Below are 17,026 nucleotides of genomic sequence, written 5' to 3'. Positions count from 1 at the left end.
GTATAAAAGTAAACATTCTAAATTATGAATCTAGTATACTTGTCGTCTATGTGAGTTCGAGTATTCTGCCAGTTATTCTCAATACATCCCGACTAAAATGTTGGGAAACTCGAATTGACGGACGGAATGTATCGAGAACAAATAGACAGCTGGCTCAGAAGAGTTTTACTATATTTGTATAAAACCAGTTTGTGCAATTACTAATAGAAATCACTCAACAAAGCATTGCGGCTTTCCAGCTTATCGGAAGTGAGGTTCAATTATTGGAAAAGGTTCTTTGTACCAAAAAAACGGAAGTTGGCTATAAAGAAACCTTGACACAGGTTATTGAAAAAGCAGGAAACTTGGATCGCTTCGAGAATTTCTCCTGTTCTTACTTTGGTCAGGAATTTTCCTTGGTTCCAAATGCGTTATTTGCAGCATCTTCGCCCGAAAAATTGCTCCAATATTCTGTTCATAAAACCATTTCGAAAGAAGATGTAGAGTACAATCGGTTGCCTGAATGGAGTTCCGTAATTGTTTATCAACTTCCCATGTGGGTAAAATCGGTCTTAATTATGAAAGCACCGAGAATTGTTATTCAACATGAAATTGCACATGTATTGCGATTTTTGACAACTGGTTCATTGATTCCTTTACGCAGTCATTTAATTATTCACGAAGAGCAATTTTCATTGGTTGTGCGAAAAGACGGAAACTTGACTCATGCAAGTATTCAAGAATATCAAAGCGAAGAAGATATTGTTTATCACTTGGCAACGGTTTTCAATCAATTGGAAATCACCACAAAAAACGAATTATTCCTGCATGGAACAGGCGAAAATATCGAAAAATCACTCCAGAAATTAGCAGAGCAGTTGAAAAAAATAAATTTGTTTGAACACACAAAAGTGGAGCAACAAGCTTCCAATCATCTTCAATACCAATCATTGTGCGTATAGTTCGAGGAATATATAAAGCGAGAAGGTTTAGTCCTCCTAAATCGTTTCCATCAAGGCCAACAACCGACTATGCGAAAGAAGGGATCTTTAATGTCCTGGAAAACAGATATAGTCTAATAAATCTCAATATTTTGGATTTATGTGCTGGAACGGGAAATATTTCCATGGAATTTTTGTCGCGTGAAGCGGGGAATGTCACTTCTGTGGATAAACACCCCGTTTGTATCAAATACATGTACAAACTCAAAAACGAATTAAACATTGGCGATGAGTGGAATATCAGTAAAAATGAAGTCCGAAATTTCTTAGACAATACCAGAGAAACCTACGATCTAATTTTTGCAGATCCACCCTACGATTTGACTTTTCATGACAGCCTTGTTCGAATCATTCGTGAACGCAAGTTATTGGCTGAAGGCGGAATCTGTTTAGTAGAACATGGAAAACAAACCGATTTAAGTCAGGAAAGTGGTTATTTAGAAACCCGAAACTTTGGTAATGTTTACTTTAGTTTCTTTCAATTTGAATGAGATGAAAAAAAGTGCATGCTTCCCTGGATCATTTGATCCTTTCACAAAAGGTCATGAAGACATTATCCGCAAAGGATTGGATTTATTTGATGAAATCGTTATTGCAGTTGGAATAAATTCAACTAAAAACTACCTTTTTCCACTCGAAAACAGACTAAAGCACATTCAAAGTTGTTTTGAAAACCAACCAAAAATACGCGTAATCACCTATCAAAAATTAACCGTTGATTTGTGCAAAGACGAAGGTTGCAACTACATTTTACGGGGATTAAGAGATGTGAAAGATTTCAACTACGAAGTTCCTATTGCTTTGATGAATCGTTCAATGACGGATATCGAAACTGTATTTTTAATACCCGACACTTCCCTATTTGCAATCAATGCAACGATTATTCGGGAGATTTATAAAAATGGCGGGAAAATTGATAAGTATGTAACAAATTTCGAACAACTCGTTAAGTAGACATGAACAAATACAACTTATTCTTCTTTTTTCACCTTCTCTTTTTCACAAGTTTCGGTCAAGTTATTACTGAAATTAATGGATACGCTCCAACTTATGTAGGTAAAGAGGTTGAAATTTATCAGATTTTAGATTACATCACCTACCGCGAAGAGCGAATTGCTTCTGCTACGGTAAAAGCCGACAGTACATTTAGTCTTGTTTTTAACTTAGATGAAACACGTAAGTTAGTCATCAAGTCGGGAAATAATAAAGCTAATATATTTGCTAATGCTGGTGGGAAATACGAAATTCTGTTTCCAGAAAAAAATAAATACGATTCATACAACCCTTCTGGAAATTTTGTAGAATTGTCGTTTTTCAACCTTCCAAAGGAAGATATCAATTATAAAATTTTAGAATTCAATCGTTGGAATGATGAGTTTGTAGCCACATACTATACCAAAAACAATGCTGATTCGAAATTTTTCGTAGCTCGTTTGGATACGTTTAAAACGGCAGTAGATCGCTATTACCATTCAGATACCATCGACAAATACTTCAATTATCACCGAAGATACATGATAGCGAAGTTAGATGACTTGCGTTTTACTGGAAATAGAAATCAATATGAAAAGTATGACTTCTATCTCAAATCAACCCCTGTTTACTACCAAAATGAGGCGTATATGGAATATGTCAATCATTTTTACGAAAAGCTATTACCAAGAATTAATTCCGAAGTCAATAATTTGGTGTATTTGGGAATTGTAAAATCGAGTCCCACATTAATTAGTAAAGCACTTTCCAGAGAATATACCTTAACAAAACAATATAAACTTAGGGAGGTCATTATGCTCAAAATACTTTCGGAAATTTATCATGAGAGGGATTATCCTCAAACAAATATCATCAGCATTCTTGATAGTGTTTCCAAATTTGGATTGTTTGAAGAAAATAGAATGATTGCTCAAAACATTCGGTTCAGGCTTACAGAGCTCACTCAAGGTGCTAAAGCTCCAGATTTCTTATTGAATGATGGCGAAAAAGTAAGAACGCTTTCGAGTACAGATAAAAAATACTTGTATCTCTTTTTTGTAGATCCAGCAAGCGTTGAAAACCAAAAGCAACTCAATTTACTGAAGCCGATTTTTGAACGATACAAAGAATCCGTACAATTTATGATGGTTTACAAGGATAAAACGGATATCGATTACACGAAATTGAAGAATGAATATCCTTGGACAGTCATTGCAACCAAAGAAAGTAATTCCATTTTCAGAAGCTACAATGTAACTACTTATCCATCCTATATTTTAATTGATCCCTTTGGATACGTTGTGAACGCACCAGCTTTGGGTCCGTTACCAAATGGAAACAGAGAGACCATCGACAAAGTATTCTACTTAATCCAAAAAGCACTTAAAGAAGGAAATGGCTCAGATCGTTAAATAGAAAGATGCTAATTAGCGAACGTCCAAGTTACTTCCGCACTAATCCCGTACATACGGGATTGTAACTAGTCTTCAAAAGCTGTCGCTTTTCCTAAATTATTTTCGCACTAACGTTTGTCATAATTTAGTCTTCAAAAGCTGCGCTTTTCCTAAATTATTTTCGCACTAACACTTGTCATAATTTAGTCTTCAAAAGCTGCGCTTTTCCTAAATTATTTTCGCACTAACGTTTGTCATGATTTAGTCTTCAAAAGCTGTCGCTTTTCCTAAATTATTTTCGCACTAACGTTTGTCATAATTTAGTCTTCAAAAGCTGCGCTTTTTCTTATTTTTACAGAAAAAACAAAGAATGCGTTACAATCTAAGTGAAGTAACTGCGATTATTCGCGATAGAAGAACAATTTATCCAGAGCAATACAGCAACAGAAAAATTCATAAGGAACAAATTGAATTACTGCTAAACAATGCTGTTTGGGCTCCAACTCATGGACTTACTCAACCATGGAGGTTTATCGTATTTCAAGAAAATGCATTAGTTGATTTAGCAGAAACACTAGGATCTGTTTATCTCAAAGAGATTCCAAAAGAGAAACAAATCGATAGTAAACTAGCAAAATTGATGAATCGTCCAAAAATGGCAAATGCAGTTATTGCAATCATTTTACATCGGGAAGAAGATACAAAAATAAGTGAAGATGATGATTTCGCGGCCATTTCTTGTGCTGTACAAAATATGCACCTCACTGCAACTGCTCAGGGAATTGGCGCTTTCTGGGCAACTCCTGGAATCATCAAATTTGACAGCTTCAAAAACGCTCTTGGTCTAACTGAAAATCAACGTTGCGTGGGCTTGTTTTACCTCGGTTATCCAGCAATAGAATGGCCAAAGGGACAAAGAAAACCAATCGAATACTTAACAGAATGGAAACAATAATTGGATAGGCTATCCGTTAGTGTACCCAACCATGTAAAGAAAATAATCGTTTAAAAAAGAAATTGAAAACAACTCCAATGCCAATGCAAAAATTCGGTTTAATCTTTATTCTCTGTGCTATTTCGATTTCATCTATAGGCCAAACATTTAAGAAACGACCAAAAAAAGAACGTTTTCCTTCCTTCTTTGGCATTGTTGCCTCACCTGTCATTCCAAATAATTTCATTGGAGCTGTCCATACTCAAATAAAAGATAGTAGTCAAACAATGACTGCCGATTTCCATAACAAATGGGGATTTACTTTTGGTGCTACCGTTCGAATTGGATTGACAAAAAGAATCAGTATTGAAACTGGAATTTCTCAAGTAAGACGTATTTATCAAGTGGGGATTTCAATTCCTGATTCCAATATTTATACCAGCAAAAAATTATCATTCATCAATTATGACATTCCAATAAATGGCCTTTTTTATGTGCAAATGACTGAAAAATGGTTCATGGATGCCTCATTAGGTGTTTCAATTACTCATTATCCTTCAGATGTTCAAGATTCTATGCAACCTGAGGCTAAGAAGAATATCATTGTTCAAGGACGAAGAACCTCAAGTACTTATTTTGCCTTTAATGCTGGAATTGGTGTTGAATATCGAACAGAAAAAGCAGGTACATTTTTCTTAGGGTTTGGTGCTAAAGTACCATTCAAGCAACCTTTATTTGGAGTTGCCATTTTAAGACAAAGTGGTACAGGGAAACAGCTTTTTGGATACAATCCAATTTCTGCAGGGTATTTCACCATTGATTTCAGGTATTTCATTCCAACTCCCAAAAAGAAAAAAGATCCAGGTAACAAACCCATTATCGAATAAATGGAACATCTTCCTCAACGCGCAAAAGAACTGATTGAAAAATTTCAGCTTTTAAGCCATCCAGAAGGTGGCTTTTATGCAGAAACTTATCGTTCTTCAGATTCAATTCCAGGAAAAAACCGTCAGTTATTGACAAGTATTTATTTTTTGATTACAGGTACAAACACCTCCAACTTTCACCGCATCAAATCGGATGAATGCTGGTATTTCCATGAAGGATCTACACTTCTTGTTCAGAGTATTTTTCCAAATGGAGAACTACAGACGATAGAACTAGGAATGGATATTTCCAAGAAGGAAGTCCCATTTCATGTTGTGCCAGCGGGAACTATTTTTGGATCACATTTAAAAGACGACGAAGGATATGCGTTTGTTTCCTGTGCAGTTGCTCCTGGTTTTGATTTCCAAGATTTCGAATTGTTTTCAAGAGATGAACTCCTTGTAGCTTATCCAGCTCATCAGTCAATCATTACCAAGCTGACGTAAGATGTCAAAATGGAGAATTTACCTGATGGGCTTCGCAACCCTATTGATGGCTCCATTAGGCTGGTTGCTCTGTGGAATGCCCGAAATAGAATCCTTCCTGCAAATCGATCAGATAGTTAGTACTTGGACCGCAATAGGCATTCAATTTGGAATTGTATTTGGAATCATCATGCTAATTGCAACCAATACCGAAATCGCACGAAAAAGTTTTTCGATGCAACATCAATTAATCAGATCTCTCCGCTTAAACCTCTTTGATATTCTCTTTTTGTCGCTTTGTGCTGGATTTGGAGAAGAAATTCTCTTTCGAATGGCTATTCAACAATGGCTTCATCCTATTTTGGCGTCTCTTGCTTTCGTTGCAATTCATGGATACATTCTTCCAAATGATTTAGAAACGACCAAATACGGACTCTTAGTTTGCTTATTTATCCTCGTTTTGAGCTATGCAATCTCTGGAGAACAAGGATTGTGGTTTTGCATTGCCGCCCATGCGAGTTACGATTTCGTGCTCTTCTATTTTTGGGGAAGAAACTAAGGTTCGATGTAAATAACCAATCTATTTGTACGCTGTGCTAAGAAACACATGGGAAAAACAATGGATGGATCTGCTTTGATTTTCTCTAAAAAACGCAAACTACATGCCGATTCTGGAACATTTAAAAGCGCTCCAGCATATTGGAGATTCAATTCCCGCAAGCCTCTCATATATTGCATTGAATCGGGTAATTTATCTAAATTATTAAAGCTTAAATCCAGGAATTGTATTTTCGCCAAATACGCCAAATCTTCTGGCAATTTTTTGATTGAATTTCGATTTAAATCCAACTGTTCTAGCTTTTTTAAACTTCCTAATGAATCTGAAACATACACGATTTTATTGTTGGAAAGAAAAATCCGCTCCAAGCTCTTCATCCTACAAATACAATCCGGAATAGAATCAATATCGTTGTAAGCAAGACTCAGCACTTTTAGATTTTTCAACGAACAAATAGCTTTTGGGAATGATTTCAACTTGTTTCTTCCCATGTAAAGCACTTCTAAGTTTTGAAGATTCGAAATATCGTCTTCAATATCCGTTATTTGATTCCCAAAAAGAGAAATCTTCGTAATACTTGTATCGTAATAAAGTTCATAGGGAATTTCGGTCAATCTTTTGTAATTCAAAAACACTTCCCTCCCCTTAGTTCTAGTAGAAGTTATGATAGAACACGCTACAGCAACTGTTGAAATAAAAAGACCATAAATTAGATTTCGCATCATGCTACTCGAAAGTACGATAATTTTAACTCAATTAAACCTATTGGCATAATTTGTGTCATAAGAGAATAAATCATTAAAAACATAGAATCAATGAAGACATTTATTTTAGCATTCGTATTCCTTGTTGGAGGAACGGCAATGGCTCAGCAGCAAGCAAAAAAAGAGCACAAAACACCTGAACAAAGAGCAACAGGTTTGACTCAAAAGATGACTGCAAAATTGGGATTAGATGAAACTCAAAAAACAAAAATTCAGAACATCAATTTGGGAATTGCTCAAAAAAACGATGCAATTCGTAACAATACTTCCTTATCGAGAGATGAAAAGAGGACTCAATTGAAAGAAACTCAAACTTCACGTAACTCACAATACAAAGAAGTTCTTTCAGCTGATCAGTATGCAAAATACGAAGCATGGGAAAAAGAAAAACGTGAAAAAATGCAGGAAAAACGAGCTGAAAAGAAAGATACAAAAGGTGGAAAGGTTGCGCCGGTAGAAGGATCGGAAGACGAATTATAATAAAAAACTGTAAGGGACGTGATGCGTCGCGTCCCAACAGTTTTTATTTTAATCTATCAGCAAACACTTTTTTAAATTTCTCGTACTTAGGTCTCACTACTGCCTGACAGTATGCATTTCCAGGATTCAATTCCAAGTAGTTTTGATGATAATCTTCCGCAGGGAAATACGTTGAAAGCGGTGCAATTTCAGTTACAATTGGATTATCCCAAACTTTTGCTTCCGTCAATTTGTTTTTATAAGTCAAAGCCCTTTCCTTTTGATCCTCGTCGTGGAAGAAAATCACAGAACGGTATTGCGTACCAATATCGTTTCCTTGTCTGTTCAATTGTGTTGGATCATGAACAAACCAAAACACTTCTAATAACTCATCGTAGGAAATAATTTCATCGTCGTAAACAACACGCGCTACTTCTGCATGACCTGTATTTCCTGTACCAATCTGTTTGTAAGTTGGGTTATCCAAATGTCCACCTGCGTATCCTGAAGTCACCGAAATAATTCCTTTTAGATCATTATAACATGCTTCAATACACCAAAAACATCCAGCACCCAATGTTGCTTCTTTTACCATTTAATCTTTTTATCAAAAATACGTGAAGTTTTAGAATCTAATTCATGCAAGTTAAAGAAAGAGTTTCGCTAATTTTGCTCCATCTTGAAAACATACGGATCCAATTTCTGGAAATTAAGCTTCTCCATGCTTCTCTTTACAACGAGCTTCAACATTGTAATTCCAGAGATGAATGCCTTCCTAACAGATCTTGGATCTCCCAACTTGAAAGGATTAGTCATTGCTTTATTTACGATTTCAGCAGGAATTTCCAGACCATTTTCAGGAAAGTTGAGTGATTTAATTGGTCGTAAAAAAGTGATGTTAGTTGGATTGCTCATTTCTGCAGTTGTTTGTTCGCTCTACTCATTTGCATTTTCAGCATGGTTTCTACTCTCTTTGCGTTTCTTACACGGATTTAGTGTTGGATTCTTTCCCACGGGCGCTACGGCCTTAATTACAGATATTCTTCCAGATAACAAACGCGGCTTTGGAATGGGGCTTTGGGGAACGTTTATTTCTATTGGGATGGGACTAGGTCAAGGTCTATCTAGCATTATCGTAGATATTGGAAATAGAGATGCGCTTTTCTATACCGCCGTCTTGTTCAGTGCTTTGGCTTACATTTTATATTTCAACGTCAAAGAAACATTGGCGAAACCGAATAAATTTCAATGGAATTACCTGACAATTAAAAAGGACGAAATTATTGAACCAAGTGTTATTCCTGTTGCCATCGTTATGTTTCTTTCGGCAATCTGTTCTGGAATTATTCTCGTTCTTTCTCCTGATATTTCGGAACATTTACACATTGCAAACAAGGGCGCATTTTTCATTTTGTATGTGCTTGCAACAATTTTGATTCGACTAGTTACGGGAAAAGTTTCGGATACCTATGGTCGCAGACAAACATTGGTTGTTGGAATGGTGATTCTTTGTATTTCGATGATTCTGATAGGAATGTCGCAATCTGGAACGTGGTATTTAACTGCATCTGTTGTTTTTGGAGTAGCCACTGGTATTATTTCTCCTACTATTTTCGCTTGGACAGCAGATTTATCTCCAGCTAACAGAAGAGGAAAAGGAACCGGGACAATGTTTATTGCCTTGGAATTTGGGGTTCTTAGTGGAGCTTTAATTACGAATGTCTGGTATCAAAACAACTTAAGTTCAATCTGGAATGTATTTCTTTTTGGAGCAGCAATGGCCTTTTTAAGTATTGTTTATTTGGTTTGGCATTTGATCAAGGTGAAATCGGTTCATTAGTTCTTCGGGGTAATTCCTCCGTAATCCAATCGTTTAGATTTTAAGTAGCGTGGAACATAATATCCACTATTGTTGAATGTATCGATGATTACACCGCGAGAAGTTGAACTGTGAATGAATCGAATCACTCCATTTTTCACTTCCACAACCATTGCAACGTGTCCAACTCCAGAAGAACCTGTGTTTCGTCCTTTAAAGAACATCAAATCTCCTGGCTGTAAATCTGTCAATTTCACTGTTTTTCCAAATTCAGCAAGTCCAGGACTTGAACGAGATAAACGCATTCCAAAGTTCCCCATTACGTAATAAATGAATCCACTACAATCAAAACCAGATGGTGTTGAACCAGCATAATGGTAAGGAGTTCCTAAGAATTTTTTGGCGAATTGAATAATTTCTTCGACTTGCTTGTTGATTTTAGGAGCTGAATCATTCACTCCTAGAAGCTGAGTCTTCATGGTGTCAGAAGCAGTCGGACTCTTTAAGGCTAAAGAACCATTCGCTGCTTGTGCTTGAAGCACGTTACTCATTAGAATAACAGCTATCGAAAATATGTAGGTTTTTAAAGACATAATATTTCTGACGGTGCAAAATTATCATTATTTTCACAGAATCAAAATGATTGGTCTTGAGCAAATTAGATAATCTTACATTAACTAAATTATACTACTCCATTGGAGAGGTCGCTACGATATTCGATGTAAACACTTCATTAATAAGGTTTTGGGAGAAAGAATTTAGCGTAATTCAACCTAAAAAAAACAAAAAAGGGAATCGTTTATTCACTGTAAAAGACATTGAACATTTTAACAAGATTTATCAACTTGTAAAAGAACAAGGATATACACTTGACGGAGCTAAAAAAGCTTTAAAATCGGGCGGTAAGTCTGAATCAGGAGAAGTAAATCCACATGAAATCCTAATTGATAAGCTGGAAAAAATTAAATTGCAATTATTGGCATTAAAAAAATAATTCGCAATTACTGACTAATTCTTATAATAGGCTTGATACAAATAATCCAAGGCCATTTTAGCATCATTTTCATCTACCAAATGATTCCAAGAACAGCTACCAATTTCATCTAAAAAGCACATTCTGATTCCCTGCTGATCATTCTTTTTATCATTTTTCATCAATTCAATGATGTTAGAAACACCGACTAAAAAATCTTCTGGACAAGGGTACAAAGCGCGGATCACTTGAACAATTCCATGCAGATCTTCCGTTGATAATGTCCCTTTTTTATTGGAAAGATAAGCTTCAGCAATGATTCCAAGAGCAACGCAATTTCCATGAGAAATTGGTTCTAAATCGAGGTAATAGCCTTCAATTGCATGGCCAATAGTATGCCCAAAATTCAATATTTTTCGTTTTCCTTTCTCAGTTGGATCTTCAGTTACAACATTCGATTTAATGGAAACTGATTTTTCAAGCAAGAGTGCAAGATTTTCTTCTGAGAATAATTCATCCTGTTTACTTGCAATCAACCGCTCCCATTCCTCTTTATCTGAAACCAATGCATGTTTCAGAACCTCTGCGAAACCACTCTTCCATTCCTCTTCTGGCAAAGTAGATAAAAATCGTTGGTCAATAAAAACAGCAACTGGATGGTGAAAAGTTCCTATTTGATTTTTGTAATTCCCCAAATCAATTCCCGTTTTCCCACCTAATGATGCATCCACCATCCCCAATAAAGACGTTGGAATATGAATGCAATCTAAGCCGCGTTTATAAATCGAAGCAATAAATCCTCCCATATCACTAACAACTCCTCCACCCAGAGTGATAATCAAATCGGAGCGAACAATTCCATATTCAGAAAGCGCTTCCAATACTTGAAAACAAACTTCCATCACTTTATTTTCTTCTCCCGTAGGTAATAAAATAACTTCGGCTTCCTCCAAAGTTGGAAAAGCAGTCAATAAATACTCCAAACAAAAATCATGTGTGTTTTCATCAACAATGATTACTTTCCGAACGGAAGAATAGTGATTATGAAGCAAGTCAACAAAGGATGATTGTTCCAAATCTCCCACTTCTATTGGACAAGAATTACAATTAATTTTTTTCAAAGCACTTATTTCAATGATGTAACAACAAATTTCAGATTAAAGGTGAACAAAAATACTAGAAAGCGATTAATTTTGCTTCATGAACTCTTTTAATAATACAGAGATTGCATTTAAACACAAGTCTAATAAAGATTTGAAACGCGCTCATTTTCTTTTTTCTGTCATGGCAAGTCCCTTTTTAGTTAAAATGGGTAAAGGCTTAGCTCGTTTCGGATTAAATGTTGGACTCCCAATTAAGGGAATGATCAAAGCAACCATCTTTGAACAATTCTGCGGAGGTGAAACCATTGAAGAATGTACTTCCACTATTGACTCTATGTGGAAAAACCATGTCGGAACCATTTTAGATTATTCTGTAGAAGGTAAAACGAGTCCTGAAGACTTCGAGAAGACAACCCAAGAAATCATTGCAACAATTCATAAAGCTAAAGGGAATCCTGGAATTCCATTCGCTGTATTTAAAATTACTGGAATTGCGCGTTTTGGATTATTGGAACTAACGAATTCAGGTTTAGATGAAATTTCTGAAGCTGAACTAGAAGAGTACCAAGGGACCGTAGAACGCGTAAATAGAATCTGTCAAGAAGGATATGATGCAGATGTTCCTGTTTTCATTGATGCAGAAGAAAGCTGGATTCAAGATGTGATTGATCGAATTACCCATGACATGATGCTGAAATACAATCATAAAAAGGCCATTGTATTCAATACGATTCAAATGTATCGTCATGATCGTTTAGCATTCCTAAAAAAACAAGCTAGTTGGGCCAAAGGTGAAAACATTCACTATGGTGTGAAACTGGTTCGTGGGGCTTATATGGAAAAGGAACGCAGGAGAGCTCTAGAAAAAGGATACAACTCCCCCATTCAAGCAACAAAAGAAACCTGTGATTCGGATTACAACTTGGCTTTAGAGTTTTTATTAGAAGCAGATAATTTCACGAACATTGCCTTATGCGCTGGTTCACACAATGAATATTCATCTGCATTTCTAGCAAGTCTAATCACCGAAAGAAAGATTGAAAAAGAGGATAAACGCATCTATTTTGCGCAATTATTAGGAATGAGTGATCACATTTCTTACACCTTAGCATCGCAAGGATTCAATGTTGCAAAATATGTTCCTTATGGCCCTGTAAAAGAAGTCATCCCTTATTTGTTTCGAAGAGCAGATGAAAACACTTCGGTGAAAGGTCAGACTGGAAGAGAATTAAAACTAATCAAAGAAGAGATAAAAAGAAGAAAGGAAGCCTAACTAGACTCCCTTTCTTTTTGGGTTTGAATTTTATTTTTGTTAACTGGTAACAACCAATTATTTGACAAAGTTACGCAAGAATGAAATGATAGTTGCCAATAAATGACACTGAATTTGTTAAAAAATAACAAGCAAAAGTGGAATCTTAAAAAATAGCGTAATCTCCTTCTGTACAATAACTTCGATTATCCCTACAAATAAGTGTGTTTTTGACTTAAATAAGTGAGTGTTTGACCCTCCAAAGAGTTCACATCGGGCTTGTAATTGTATTCCCATTCAGCTAAAGGCGGCAAGCTCATCAATATAGATTCTGTGCGACCTCCTGAAAAAAGACCAAACTTGGTTCCACGATCATGCACCAAATTGAATTCTACGTAACGACCTCTTCGGTAATTCATCCATTGCTTTTCAGCTGCTGTAACCAATTTATTCCGACCTAAATCAGCTTGTTCTTCATAGATAAACGGAAAACTTTCTCCCAAATCCAAACAGAATCGGAACAATTGTTCTTTATTCAATTGAAAATGATTGTTCAAATGATCAAAGAAAATACCTCCAACTCCTCGAGTTTCAGCTCTGTGCGGAATAGAGAAATATTCATCAGCCCATTCTTTGAATTTTGCATAGAAAGACTCATCGTATTTATTACAAACCGTTCGTAGTTGCTTGTGAAATAAGATCGCTTGATCGTGAATGACATAATGTGGCGTTAAATCAATACCTCCGCCAAACCAATAAATTCCATTATCCAATTCAAAATAACGAACGTTCATATGAATAATTGGAACATGTGGATTATTAGGATGAAGAACAATGGAAACACCCGTTGCATAAAAATGATTGCCGTCCAATTTCAACTGGGTTTTCATTTCTTCAGAAACAGGTCCATAAACTTCAGAAAAAGCAACTCCACCTTTCTCAATCAATGATCCATTTCGAATTGTTCGAGTTTTACCGCCGCCTCCTTCTAATCGATCCCAAGCATCTTCGGAAAATTTAGCCGTACCATCAATTCGTTCTAATTCATTACAAATAAACAGTTGTAATGCACGAAATTCTTGTCCTATTGTTTCCTTATTCATAGAAAACTCCTACTCGAACTAATTCATAATCTTCATGCTTTAAGATAAAACACGATTGATTTTCGTATCCGCCCCCAACAGAAGTAGTTTTTAACTCAAAGGAATTAATAACTTCACTTGGAACTTCTTCTTGCATTAGAAGCGTTTTTGAGAAATAATAAACAACATCAAAGCCATGAGCTCCAGCTTTGTTCATATCTGCACGGTATTTCTTTCGATACAAACGCAACAATGTTTGCGTATCAGGCAAAGAATAATTCAAATCACTAGAAGATGCCCAAGTAATTTTGTATTTCGATTTGTAATACCCTGCAATGTCATCAAATCCAGCCCATTCTTTTGTTCCCATTACTGTAACATCAGCATTATTCGATTTTCCAGCAGCTTTATGTAGTGAATTAATAAAATTGATAACGGTTCCTTTATCTCGGGATGGAAAAACAACAACCGATTCACCACTTTTCGAGATGAACGTCGTAAAATCAGCTATTTTTGCTTCAATCAGCTTCATGTTTCCATTTTTCTTAGAAAGTTCGATGAATCGTTTCCGGTAAGCATCATACAATTCCTGATCTTTTGTATTTCCTGGATTAACTAAGATAATCTGAGCTGTTTTGTACTTGTCAATGGTATATTTTGCCAAAATCTCTTGCTGAGTCATATCTGTAGCAACCGAAGCATAGATGTACGGATTATTCTTTAGCAAGGAGCTATTACAAGCCGAAGGACAAACCATTCTAATTTTTTGCTTCCCACACCATCTACCAACGATATCAGCGCTTTGAGGAACCAGTGGCCCAAAAATCAAATCCATGTTCTTCATTTCTGAAGTGTTCAAAATTTTGAAAATCCCTACAGAATCCATCGGTAAATCAATCACTTTAATCGTTGCATCAAACCCCAATCGTTCCAAAGAATCGGCAGCTAATTCTACTCCCATATAAAACTCGGTAGCCAAATTTTTCAATGCTGAATTCGATTTGTCATTTAACCCGAAACTTAAAAGTACAGCAATTGTATACTTCGTTTTCGGTTTGAAAATCAATTCTTCATCTATCTTTTGAAGTTCTTCTTTTGGTTTCACTTCACGCACTTGAACTTGCTTCACATTCTCCTTCTTCAACGGAATTCTCAATACATCTCCCGATTTGATAGCGGAGGATTTCAAGTTGTTGAATTTCTGTAAATCCGTTACAGGAACCATGAAGCGTTTAGAAATCGTATACAAGGTTTCACTTGCTTTGACTTCATATACCAATACGGTATCCGAAAACGTAATAGATGGAGCAACTACAACCGGTTTATCGGCTTGTTTTGGAGGGATATTCTCACTAGTTGGAACAATCACTACTTTCAATACTTGTCCTACTTTCAATCCTTTATCAATTCCTGGATTAAATTTCAATAAATCATCTACCGAAGAATTGTATTTTTTAGCGATTGAAAAGGCTGTTTCTCCTTTTTCAACCACGTGTTCCCGCACAATGGTGCCACTTAGAACCTTCATATCAGCTCCCCCAAGTGGAATTAAATAGCGAAAACCTTCTTTTACCCCTTTTTCAATTCCTGGATTCGTTGCGACGATATCATCAACTGGAACATTGTAAGTTGTATGAATTCCCCACAAGGTATTTCCAGCTTGCGCGATATGCACTGCATACTTTTTTCCATTTGAATATTCATACACCCAATCTTTTGATTCAGTTTGAGCGAATAGTCCATTCGAAAAAGCAATTAAACAAACAAAAAAGAAGTATTTCATATCAAAAAATATAGTGAGTTTATGACCAAGAGTTATGCCAATTTATTCCCACTCAATAGTTGCGGGAGGCTTAGAACTAATATCGTATGTTACGCGATTAATTCCTTTTACTTGATTGATAATTTTATTTGAAATCAATGCTAAAAACTCGTATGGTAAATGACACCAATCTGCCGTCATGCCATCTGTAGAACTCACCGCTCTCAAAGCAACTGCATTCTCATACGTTCTTTCATCTCCCATTACCCCAACCGATTGAATGGGTAAGAAAATAGCACCAGCTTGCCAAACTTCGTTGTACAAATTGTGCTCTTTCAATCCATCAATGAAAATAGCATCCACTTCTTGTAGAATACGCACTTTATCGGCAGTAACTTCACCCAATATACGAATTCCAAGACCTGGACCTGGGAAAGGATGTCTATTCAAAATATTTTCTGGCAACTCCAATGATCTACCAACTCGTCTCACCTCATCTTTGAACAACAATCTCAAAGGTTCAACTACTTGTAATTTCATGTAATCTGGCAATCCACCTACATTGTGGTGAGATTTAATGGTTTGAGAAGGCCCACCATTTACCGAAACAGATTCAATGACATCTGGATAAATTGTTCCTTGCCCCAACCATTTTGCATCTGTTACTAATTTTGATTCAGCATCAAAAACATCTACGAATACTTTACCAATTGCTTTGCGTTTCAATTCTGGATCTGTCAATCCGGAAAGTGCTTTGTAAAAATCTTCAGAAGCATTTACACCTTTCACATTCAAACCTAATCCTTTATAGCTTTCCAACACAGAATCGAACTCATTTTTACGCAACAATCCGTTATCTACGAAAATACAATGCAAATTAGAACCAATTGCACGGTGTAAAATCATAGCCGCAACAGATGAATCTACTCCACCAGATAAGCCAAGAATAACTTTGTCATTTCCTAATTTCGCTTTCAATTCAGCTACTGTACTGTCAACAAATGAATCTGGTGTCCAACTTTGTGAGCATTTACAGATTCCAACAATAAAATTCTTTAATAGAATTGCTCCTTCCAATGAATGATAAACTTCTGGGTGAAATTGAATCCCATACGTTGTTTCACCTTCAATCGCATAACCTGCAAATTCCACGTCTTTCGTCGATGCAATGATTTTGTAACCGCTAGGAACCTTTTTGATTGTATCTCCATGACTCATCCAAACTTGTGAACCCATTGACATTCCTGTCACCAATTCATTCGAATCATCTACAAAAGACAAGTTTGCACGACCATATTCTCTGATTGTTGATGGAAGTACCTCTCCTCCAAAATTTTGAGCTAAATACTGTGCTCCAAAACAAACTCCGAGTAAAGGAATCTTCCCCTTAATGGCGCTTAAATCTGGTTTTGGAGATTGTGGATCCCTTGTTGAGAAAGGACTTCCCGACAAAATTACTCCTTTAATATGAGTTCCCAACTCAGGAACCTTGTTCCATGGATGGATTTCACAATAAACATTCAATTCACGTACTCTTCTCGCAATCAACTGAGTGTATTGCGAACCAAAATCAAGGATAAGGATCATTTCTTGCATGGCGCAAAGATACATATTTTACCCC

The 17,026-nt window shown here is 36.2% G+C and carries 19 protein-coding genes; 12 read left to right on the top strand and 7 right to left on the bottom strand.

Annotated elements, in window-relative coordinates:
* The first annotated feature begins 191 nt into the window (after positions 1 to 191).
* From FLUTA_RS14740 to FLUTA_RS14705, 8 genes are all read left to right on the top strand, one after another.
* Positions 192 to 941 carry a DUF3822 family protein gene (locus FLUTA_RS14740; RefSeq protein WP_013687690.1) on the top strand — a complete coding sequence of 250 codons (750 nt, stop codon included), beginning with the start codon at positions 192 to 194 and terminating at the stop codon, positions 939 to 941.
* Positions 932 to 1,471: an RsmD family RNA methyltransferase gene (locus FLUTA_RS14735; RefSeq protein WP_013687689.1), complete on the top strand. Its 540-nt coding sequence runs from the start codon at positions 932 to 934 to the stop codon at positions 1,469 to 1,471. The genes FLUTA_RS14740 and FLUTA_RS14735 overlap by 10 nt, the downstream gene beginning before the upstream one ends.
* A 1-nt stretch (position 1,472) precedes the next feature.
* Positions 1,473 to 1,934 (top strand): pantetheine-phosphate adenylyltransferase, encoded by a 462-nt coding sequence (coaD, locus tag FLUTA_RS14730; RefSeq protein ID WP_013687688.1) that lies wholly within the window; start codon positions 1,473 to 1,475, stop codon positions 1,932 to 1,934.
* A 2-nt stretch (positions 1,935 to 1,936) separates the two neighbouring features.
* Complete coding sequence (locus FLUTA_RS14725; protein ID WP_013687687.1) at positions 1,937 to 3,364, top strand: thioredoxin domain-containing protein; 1,428 nt, start codon at positions 1,937 to 1,939, stop codon at positions 3,362 to 3,364.
* A 352-nt stretch (positions 3,365 to 3,716) separates the two neighbouring features.
* A complete protein-coding gene (locus tag FLUTA_RS14720; RefSeq protein ID WP_013687686.1) occupies positions 3,717 to 4,301 on the top strand; it encodes a nitroreductase family protein in 585 nt (194 codons plus the stop codon).
* Between the two features lie 83 nt (positions 4,302 to 4,384).
* The gene (locus FLUTA_RS14715) at positions 4,385 to 5,167 is read left to right on the top strand and encodes a hypothetical protein (RefSeq protein ID WP_148235445.1); all 783 of its coding nucleotides are present in this window, start codon (positions 4,385 to 4,387) and stop codon (positions 5,165 to 5,167) included.
* A complete protein-coding gene (locus tag FLUTA_RS14710) occupies positions 5,168 to 5,653 on the top strand; it encodes a cupin domain-containing protein (RefSeq protein ID WP_013687684.1) in 486 nt (161 codons plus the stop codon).
* A gap of 1 nt (position 5,654) precedes the next feature.
* A complete protein-coding gene (locus tag FLUTA_RS14705) occupies positions 5,655 to 6,191 on the top strand; it encodes a CPBP family intramembrane glutamic endopeptidase (RefSeq protein ID WP_083800565.1) in 537 nt (178 codons plus the stop codon).
* Here FLUTA_RS14705 and FLUTA_RS14700 read toward each other — a convergent pair.
* On the bottom strand, positions 6,188 to 6,916 hold the full coding sequence (locus FLUTA_RS14700) for a leucine-rich repeat domain-containing protein (protein WP_013687682.1): 729 nt from the start codon (positions 6,914 to 6,916) through the stop codon (positions 6,188 to 6,190). The genes FLUTA_RS14705 and FLUTA_RS14700 overlap by 4 nt on opposite strands.
* Positions 6,917 to 7,006: 90 nt before the next feature.
* Here FLUTA_RS14700 and FLUTA_RS14695 point away from each other — a divergent pair, with 90 nt between their 5' ends.
* Complete coding sequence (locus FLUTA_RS14695) at positions 7,007 to 7,435, top strand: hypothetical protein (protein WP_013687681.1); 429 nt, start codon at positions 7,007 to 7,009, stop codon at positions 7,433 to 7,435.
* Positions 7,436 to 7,478: 43 nt separating this feature from the next.
* On the opposite strand, the gene msrA is transcribed toward FLUTA_RS14695, so the two are convergent.
* Positions 7,479 to 8,009, bottom strand: coding sequence for a peptide-methionine (S)-S-oxide reductase MsrA (msrA, locus tag FLUTA_RS14690; RefSeq protein WP_013687680.1), 531 nt, complete (start codon positions 8,007 to 8,009; stop codon positions 7,479 to 7,481).
* Positions 8,010 to 8,093: 84 nt separating this feature from the next.
* On the opposite strand from msrA, the gene FLUTA_RS14685 reads away from it, so the two are divergent.
* Positions 8,094 to 9,254: an MFS transporter gene (locus FLUTA_RS14685; RefSeq protein WP_013687679.1), complete on the top strand. Its 1,161-nt coding sequence runs from the start codon at positions 8,094 to 8,096 to the stop codon at positions 9,252 to 9,254.
* On the opposite strand, the gene FLUTA_RS14680 is transcribed toward FLUTA_RS14685, so the two are convergent.
* Positions 9,251 to 9,826: a C40 family peptidase gene (locus FLUTA_RS14680; RefSeq protein WP_013687678.1), complete on the bottom strand. Its 576-nt coding sequence runs from the start codon at positions 9,824 to 9,826 to the stop codon at positions 9,251 to 9,253. The genes FLUTA_RS14685 and FLUTA_RS14680 overlap by 4 nt on opposite strands.
* Before the next feature lie 56 nt (positions 9,827 to 9,882).
* Between FLUTA_RS14680 and FLUTA_RS14675 the strand changes: the two genes are divergently transcribed.
* The gene (locus tag FLUTA_RS14675; protein ID WP_013687677.1) at positions 9,883 to 10,227 is read left to right on the top strand and encodes a MerR family transcriptional regulator; all 345 of its coding nucleotides are present in this window, start codon (positions 9,883 to 9,885) and stop codon (positions 10,225 to 10,227) included.
* A 14-nt stretch (positions 10,228 to 10,241) separates the two neighbouring features.
* On the opposite strand, the gene aroB is transcribed toward FLUTA_RS14675, so the two are convergent.
* The gene (aroB, locus tag FLUTA_RS14670) at positions 10,242 to 11,327 is read right to left on the bottom strand and encodes a 3-dehydroquinate synthase (RefSeq protein WP_013687676.1); all 1,086 of its coding nucleotides are present in this window, start codon (positions 11,325 to 11,327) and stop codon (positions 10,242 to 10,244) included.
* Between the two features lie 79 nt (positions 11,328 to 11,406).
* Here aroB and FLUTA_RS14665 point away from each other — a divergent pair, with 79 nt between their 5' ends.
* Positions 11,407 to 12,582, top strand: coding sequence for a proline dehydrogenase family protein (locus FLUTA_RS14665; RefSeq protein ID WP_013687675.1), 1,176 nt, complete (start codon positions 11,407 to 11,409; stop codon positions 12,580 to 12,582).
* Positions 12,583 to 12,773: 191 nt separating this feature from the next.
* On the opposite strand, the gene hemF is transcribed toward FLUTA_RS14665, so the two are convergent.
* Genes hemF through guaA form a run of 3 tightly spaced genes read right to left on the bottom strand, consistent with a single transcriptional unit; the run spans position 12,774 to position 17,001 of the window.
* The gene (gene hemF, locus FLUTA_RS14660; protein WP_013687674.1) at positions 12,774 to 13,664 is read right to left on the bottom strand and encodes an oxygen-dependent coproporphyrinogen oxidase; all 891 of its coding nucleotides are present in this window, start codon (positions 13,662 to 13,664) and stop codon (positions 12,774 to 12,776) included.
* Positions 13,657 to 15,426: a LysM peptidoglycan-binding domain-containing protein gene (locus tag FLUTA_RS14655; protein WP_013687673.1), complete on the bottom strand. Its 1,770-nt coding sequence runs from the start codon at positions 15,424 to 15,426 to the stop codon at positions 13,657 to 13,659. The genes hemF and FLUTA_RS14655 overlap by 8 nt, the downstream gene beginning before the upstream one ends.
* Positions 15,427 to 15,468: 42 nt before the next feature.
* Complete coding sequence (guaA, locus tag FLUTA_RS14650) at positions 15,469 to 17,001, bottom strand: glutamine-hydrolyzing GMP synthase (RefSeq protein WP_043023848.1); 1,533 nt, start codon at positions 16,999 to 17,001, stop codon at positions 15,469 to 15,471.
* Between the last annotated feature and the right edge of the window lie 25 nt (positions 17,002 to 17,026).

This window comes from Fluviicola taffensis DSM 16823 (genome assembly GCF_000194605.1).
Taxonomy (GTDB): domain Bacteria; phylum Bacteroidota; class Bacteroidia; order Flavobacteriales_D; family Crocinitomicaceae; genus Fluviicola; species Fluviicola taffensis.
Note: the sequence above shows the minus strand (reverse complement) of the source record. Positions and strands in the feature narration are given on the sequence as shown.

Bases quoted from the DNA above. Each gene is read 5' to 3' on its own strand.
- coaD (WP_013687688.1), top strand. From the start codon at position 1,473: ATGAAAAAAAGTGCATGCTTCCCTGGATCATTTGATCCTTTCACAAAA.
- FLUTA_RS14725 (WP_013687687.1), top strand. From the start codon at position 1,937: ATGAACAAATACAACTTATTCTTCTTTTTTCACCTTCTCTTTTTCACA.
- FLUTA_RS14720 (WP_013687686.1), top strand. From the start codon at position 3,717: ATGCGTTACAATCTAAGTGAAGTAACTGCGATTATTCGCGATAGAAGA.
- FLUTA_RS14715 (WP_148235445.1), top strand. From the start codon at position 4,385: ATGCAAAAATTCGGTTTAATCTTTATTCTCTGTGCTATTTCGATTTCA.
- FLUTA_RS14710 (WP_013687684.1), top strand. From the start codon at position 5,168: ATGGAACATCTTCCTCAACGCGCAAAAGAACTGATTGAAAAATTTCAG.
- FLUTA_RS14705 (WP_083800565.1), top strand. From the start codon at position 5,655: ATGTCAAAATGGAGAATTTACCTGATGGGCTTCGCAACCCTATTGATG.
- FLUTA_RS14700 (WP_013687682.1), bottom strand. From the start codon at position 6,916: ATGATGCGAAATCTAATTTATGGTCTTTTTATTTCAACAGTTGCTGTA.
- FLUTA_RS14695 (WP_013687681.1), top strand. From the start codon at position 7,007: ATGAAGACATTTATTTTAGCATTCGTATTCCTTGTTGGAGGAACGGCA.
- msrA (WP_013687680.1), bottom strand. From the start codon at position 8,009: ATGGTAAAAGAAGCAACATTGGGTGCTGGATGTTTTTGGTGTATTGAA.
- FLUTA_RS14680 (WP_013687678.1), bottom strand. From the start codon at position 9,826: ATGTCTTTAAAAACCTACATATTTTCGATAGCTGTTATTCTAATGAGT.
- FLUTA_RS14665 (WP_013687675.1), top strand. From the start codon at position 11,407: ATGAACTCTTTTAATAATACAGAGATTGCATTTAAACACAAGTCTAAT.
- hemF (WP_013687674.1), bottom strand. From the start codon at position 13,664: ATGAATAAGGAAACAATAGGACAAGAATTTCGTGCATTACAACTGTTT.
- FLUTA_RS14655 (WP_013687673.1), bottom strand. From the start codon at position 15,426: ATGAAATACTTCTTTTTTGTTTGTTTAATTGCTTTTTCGAATGGACTA.
- guaA (WP_043023848.1), bottom strand. From the start codon at position 17,001: ATGCAAGAAATGATCCTTATCCTTGATTTTGGTTCGCAATACACTCAG.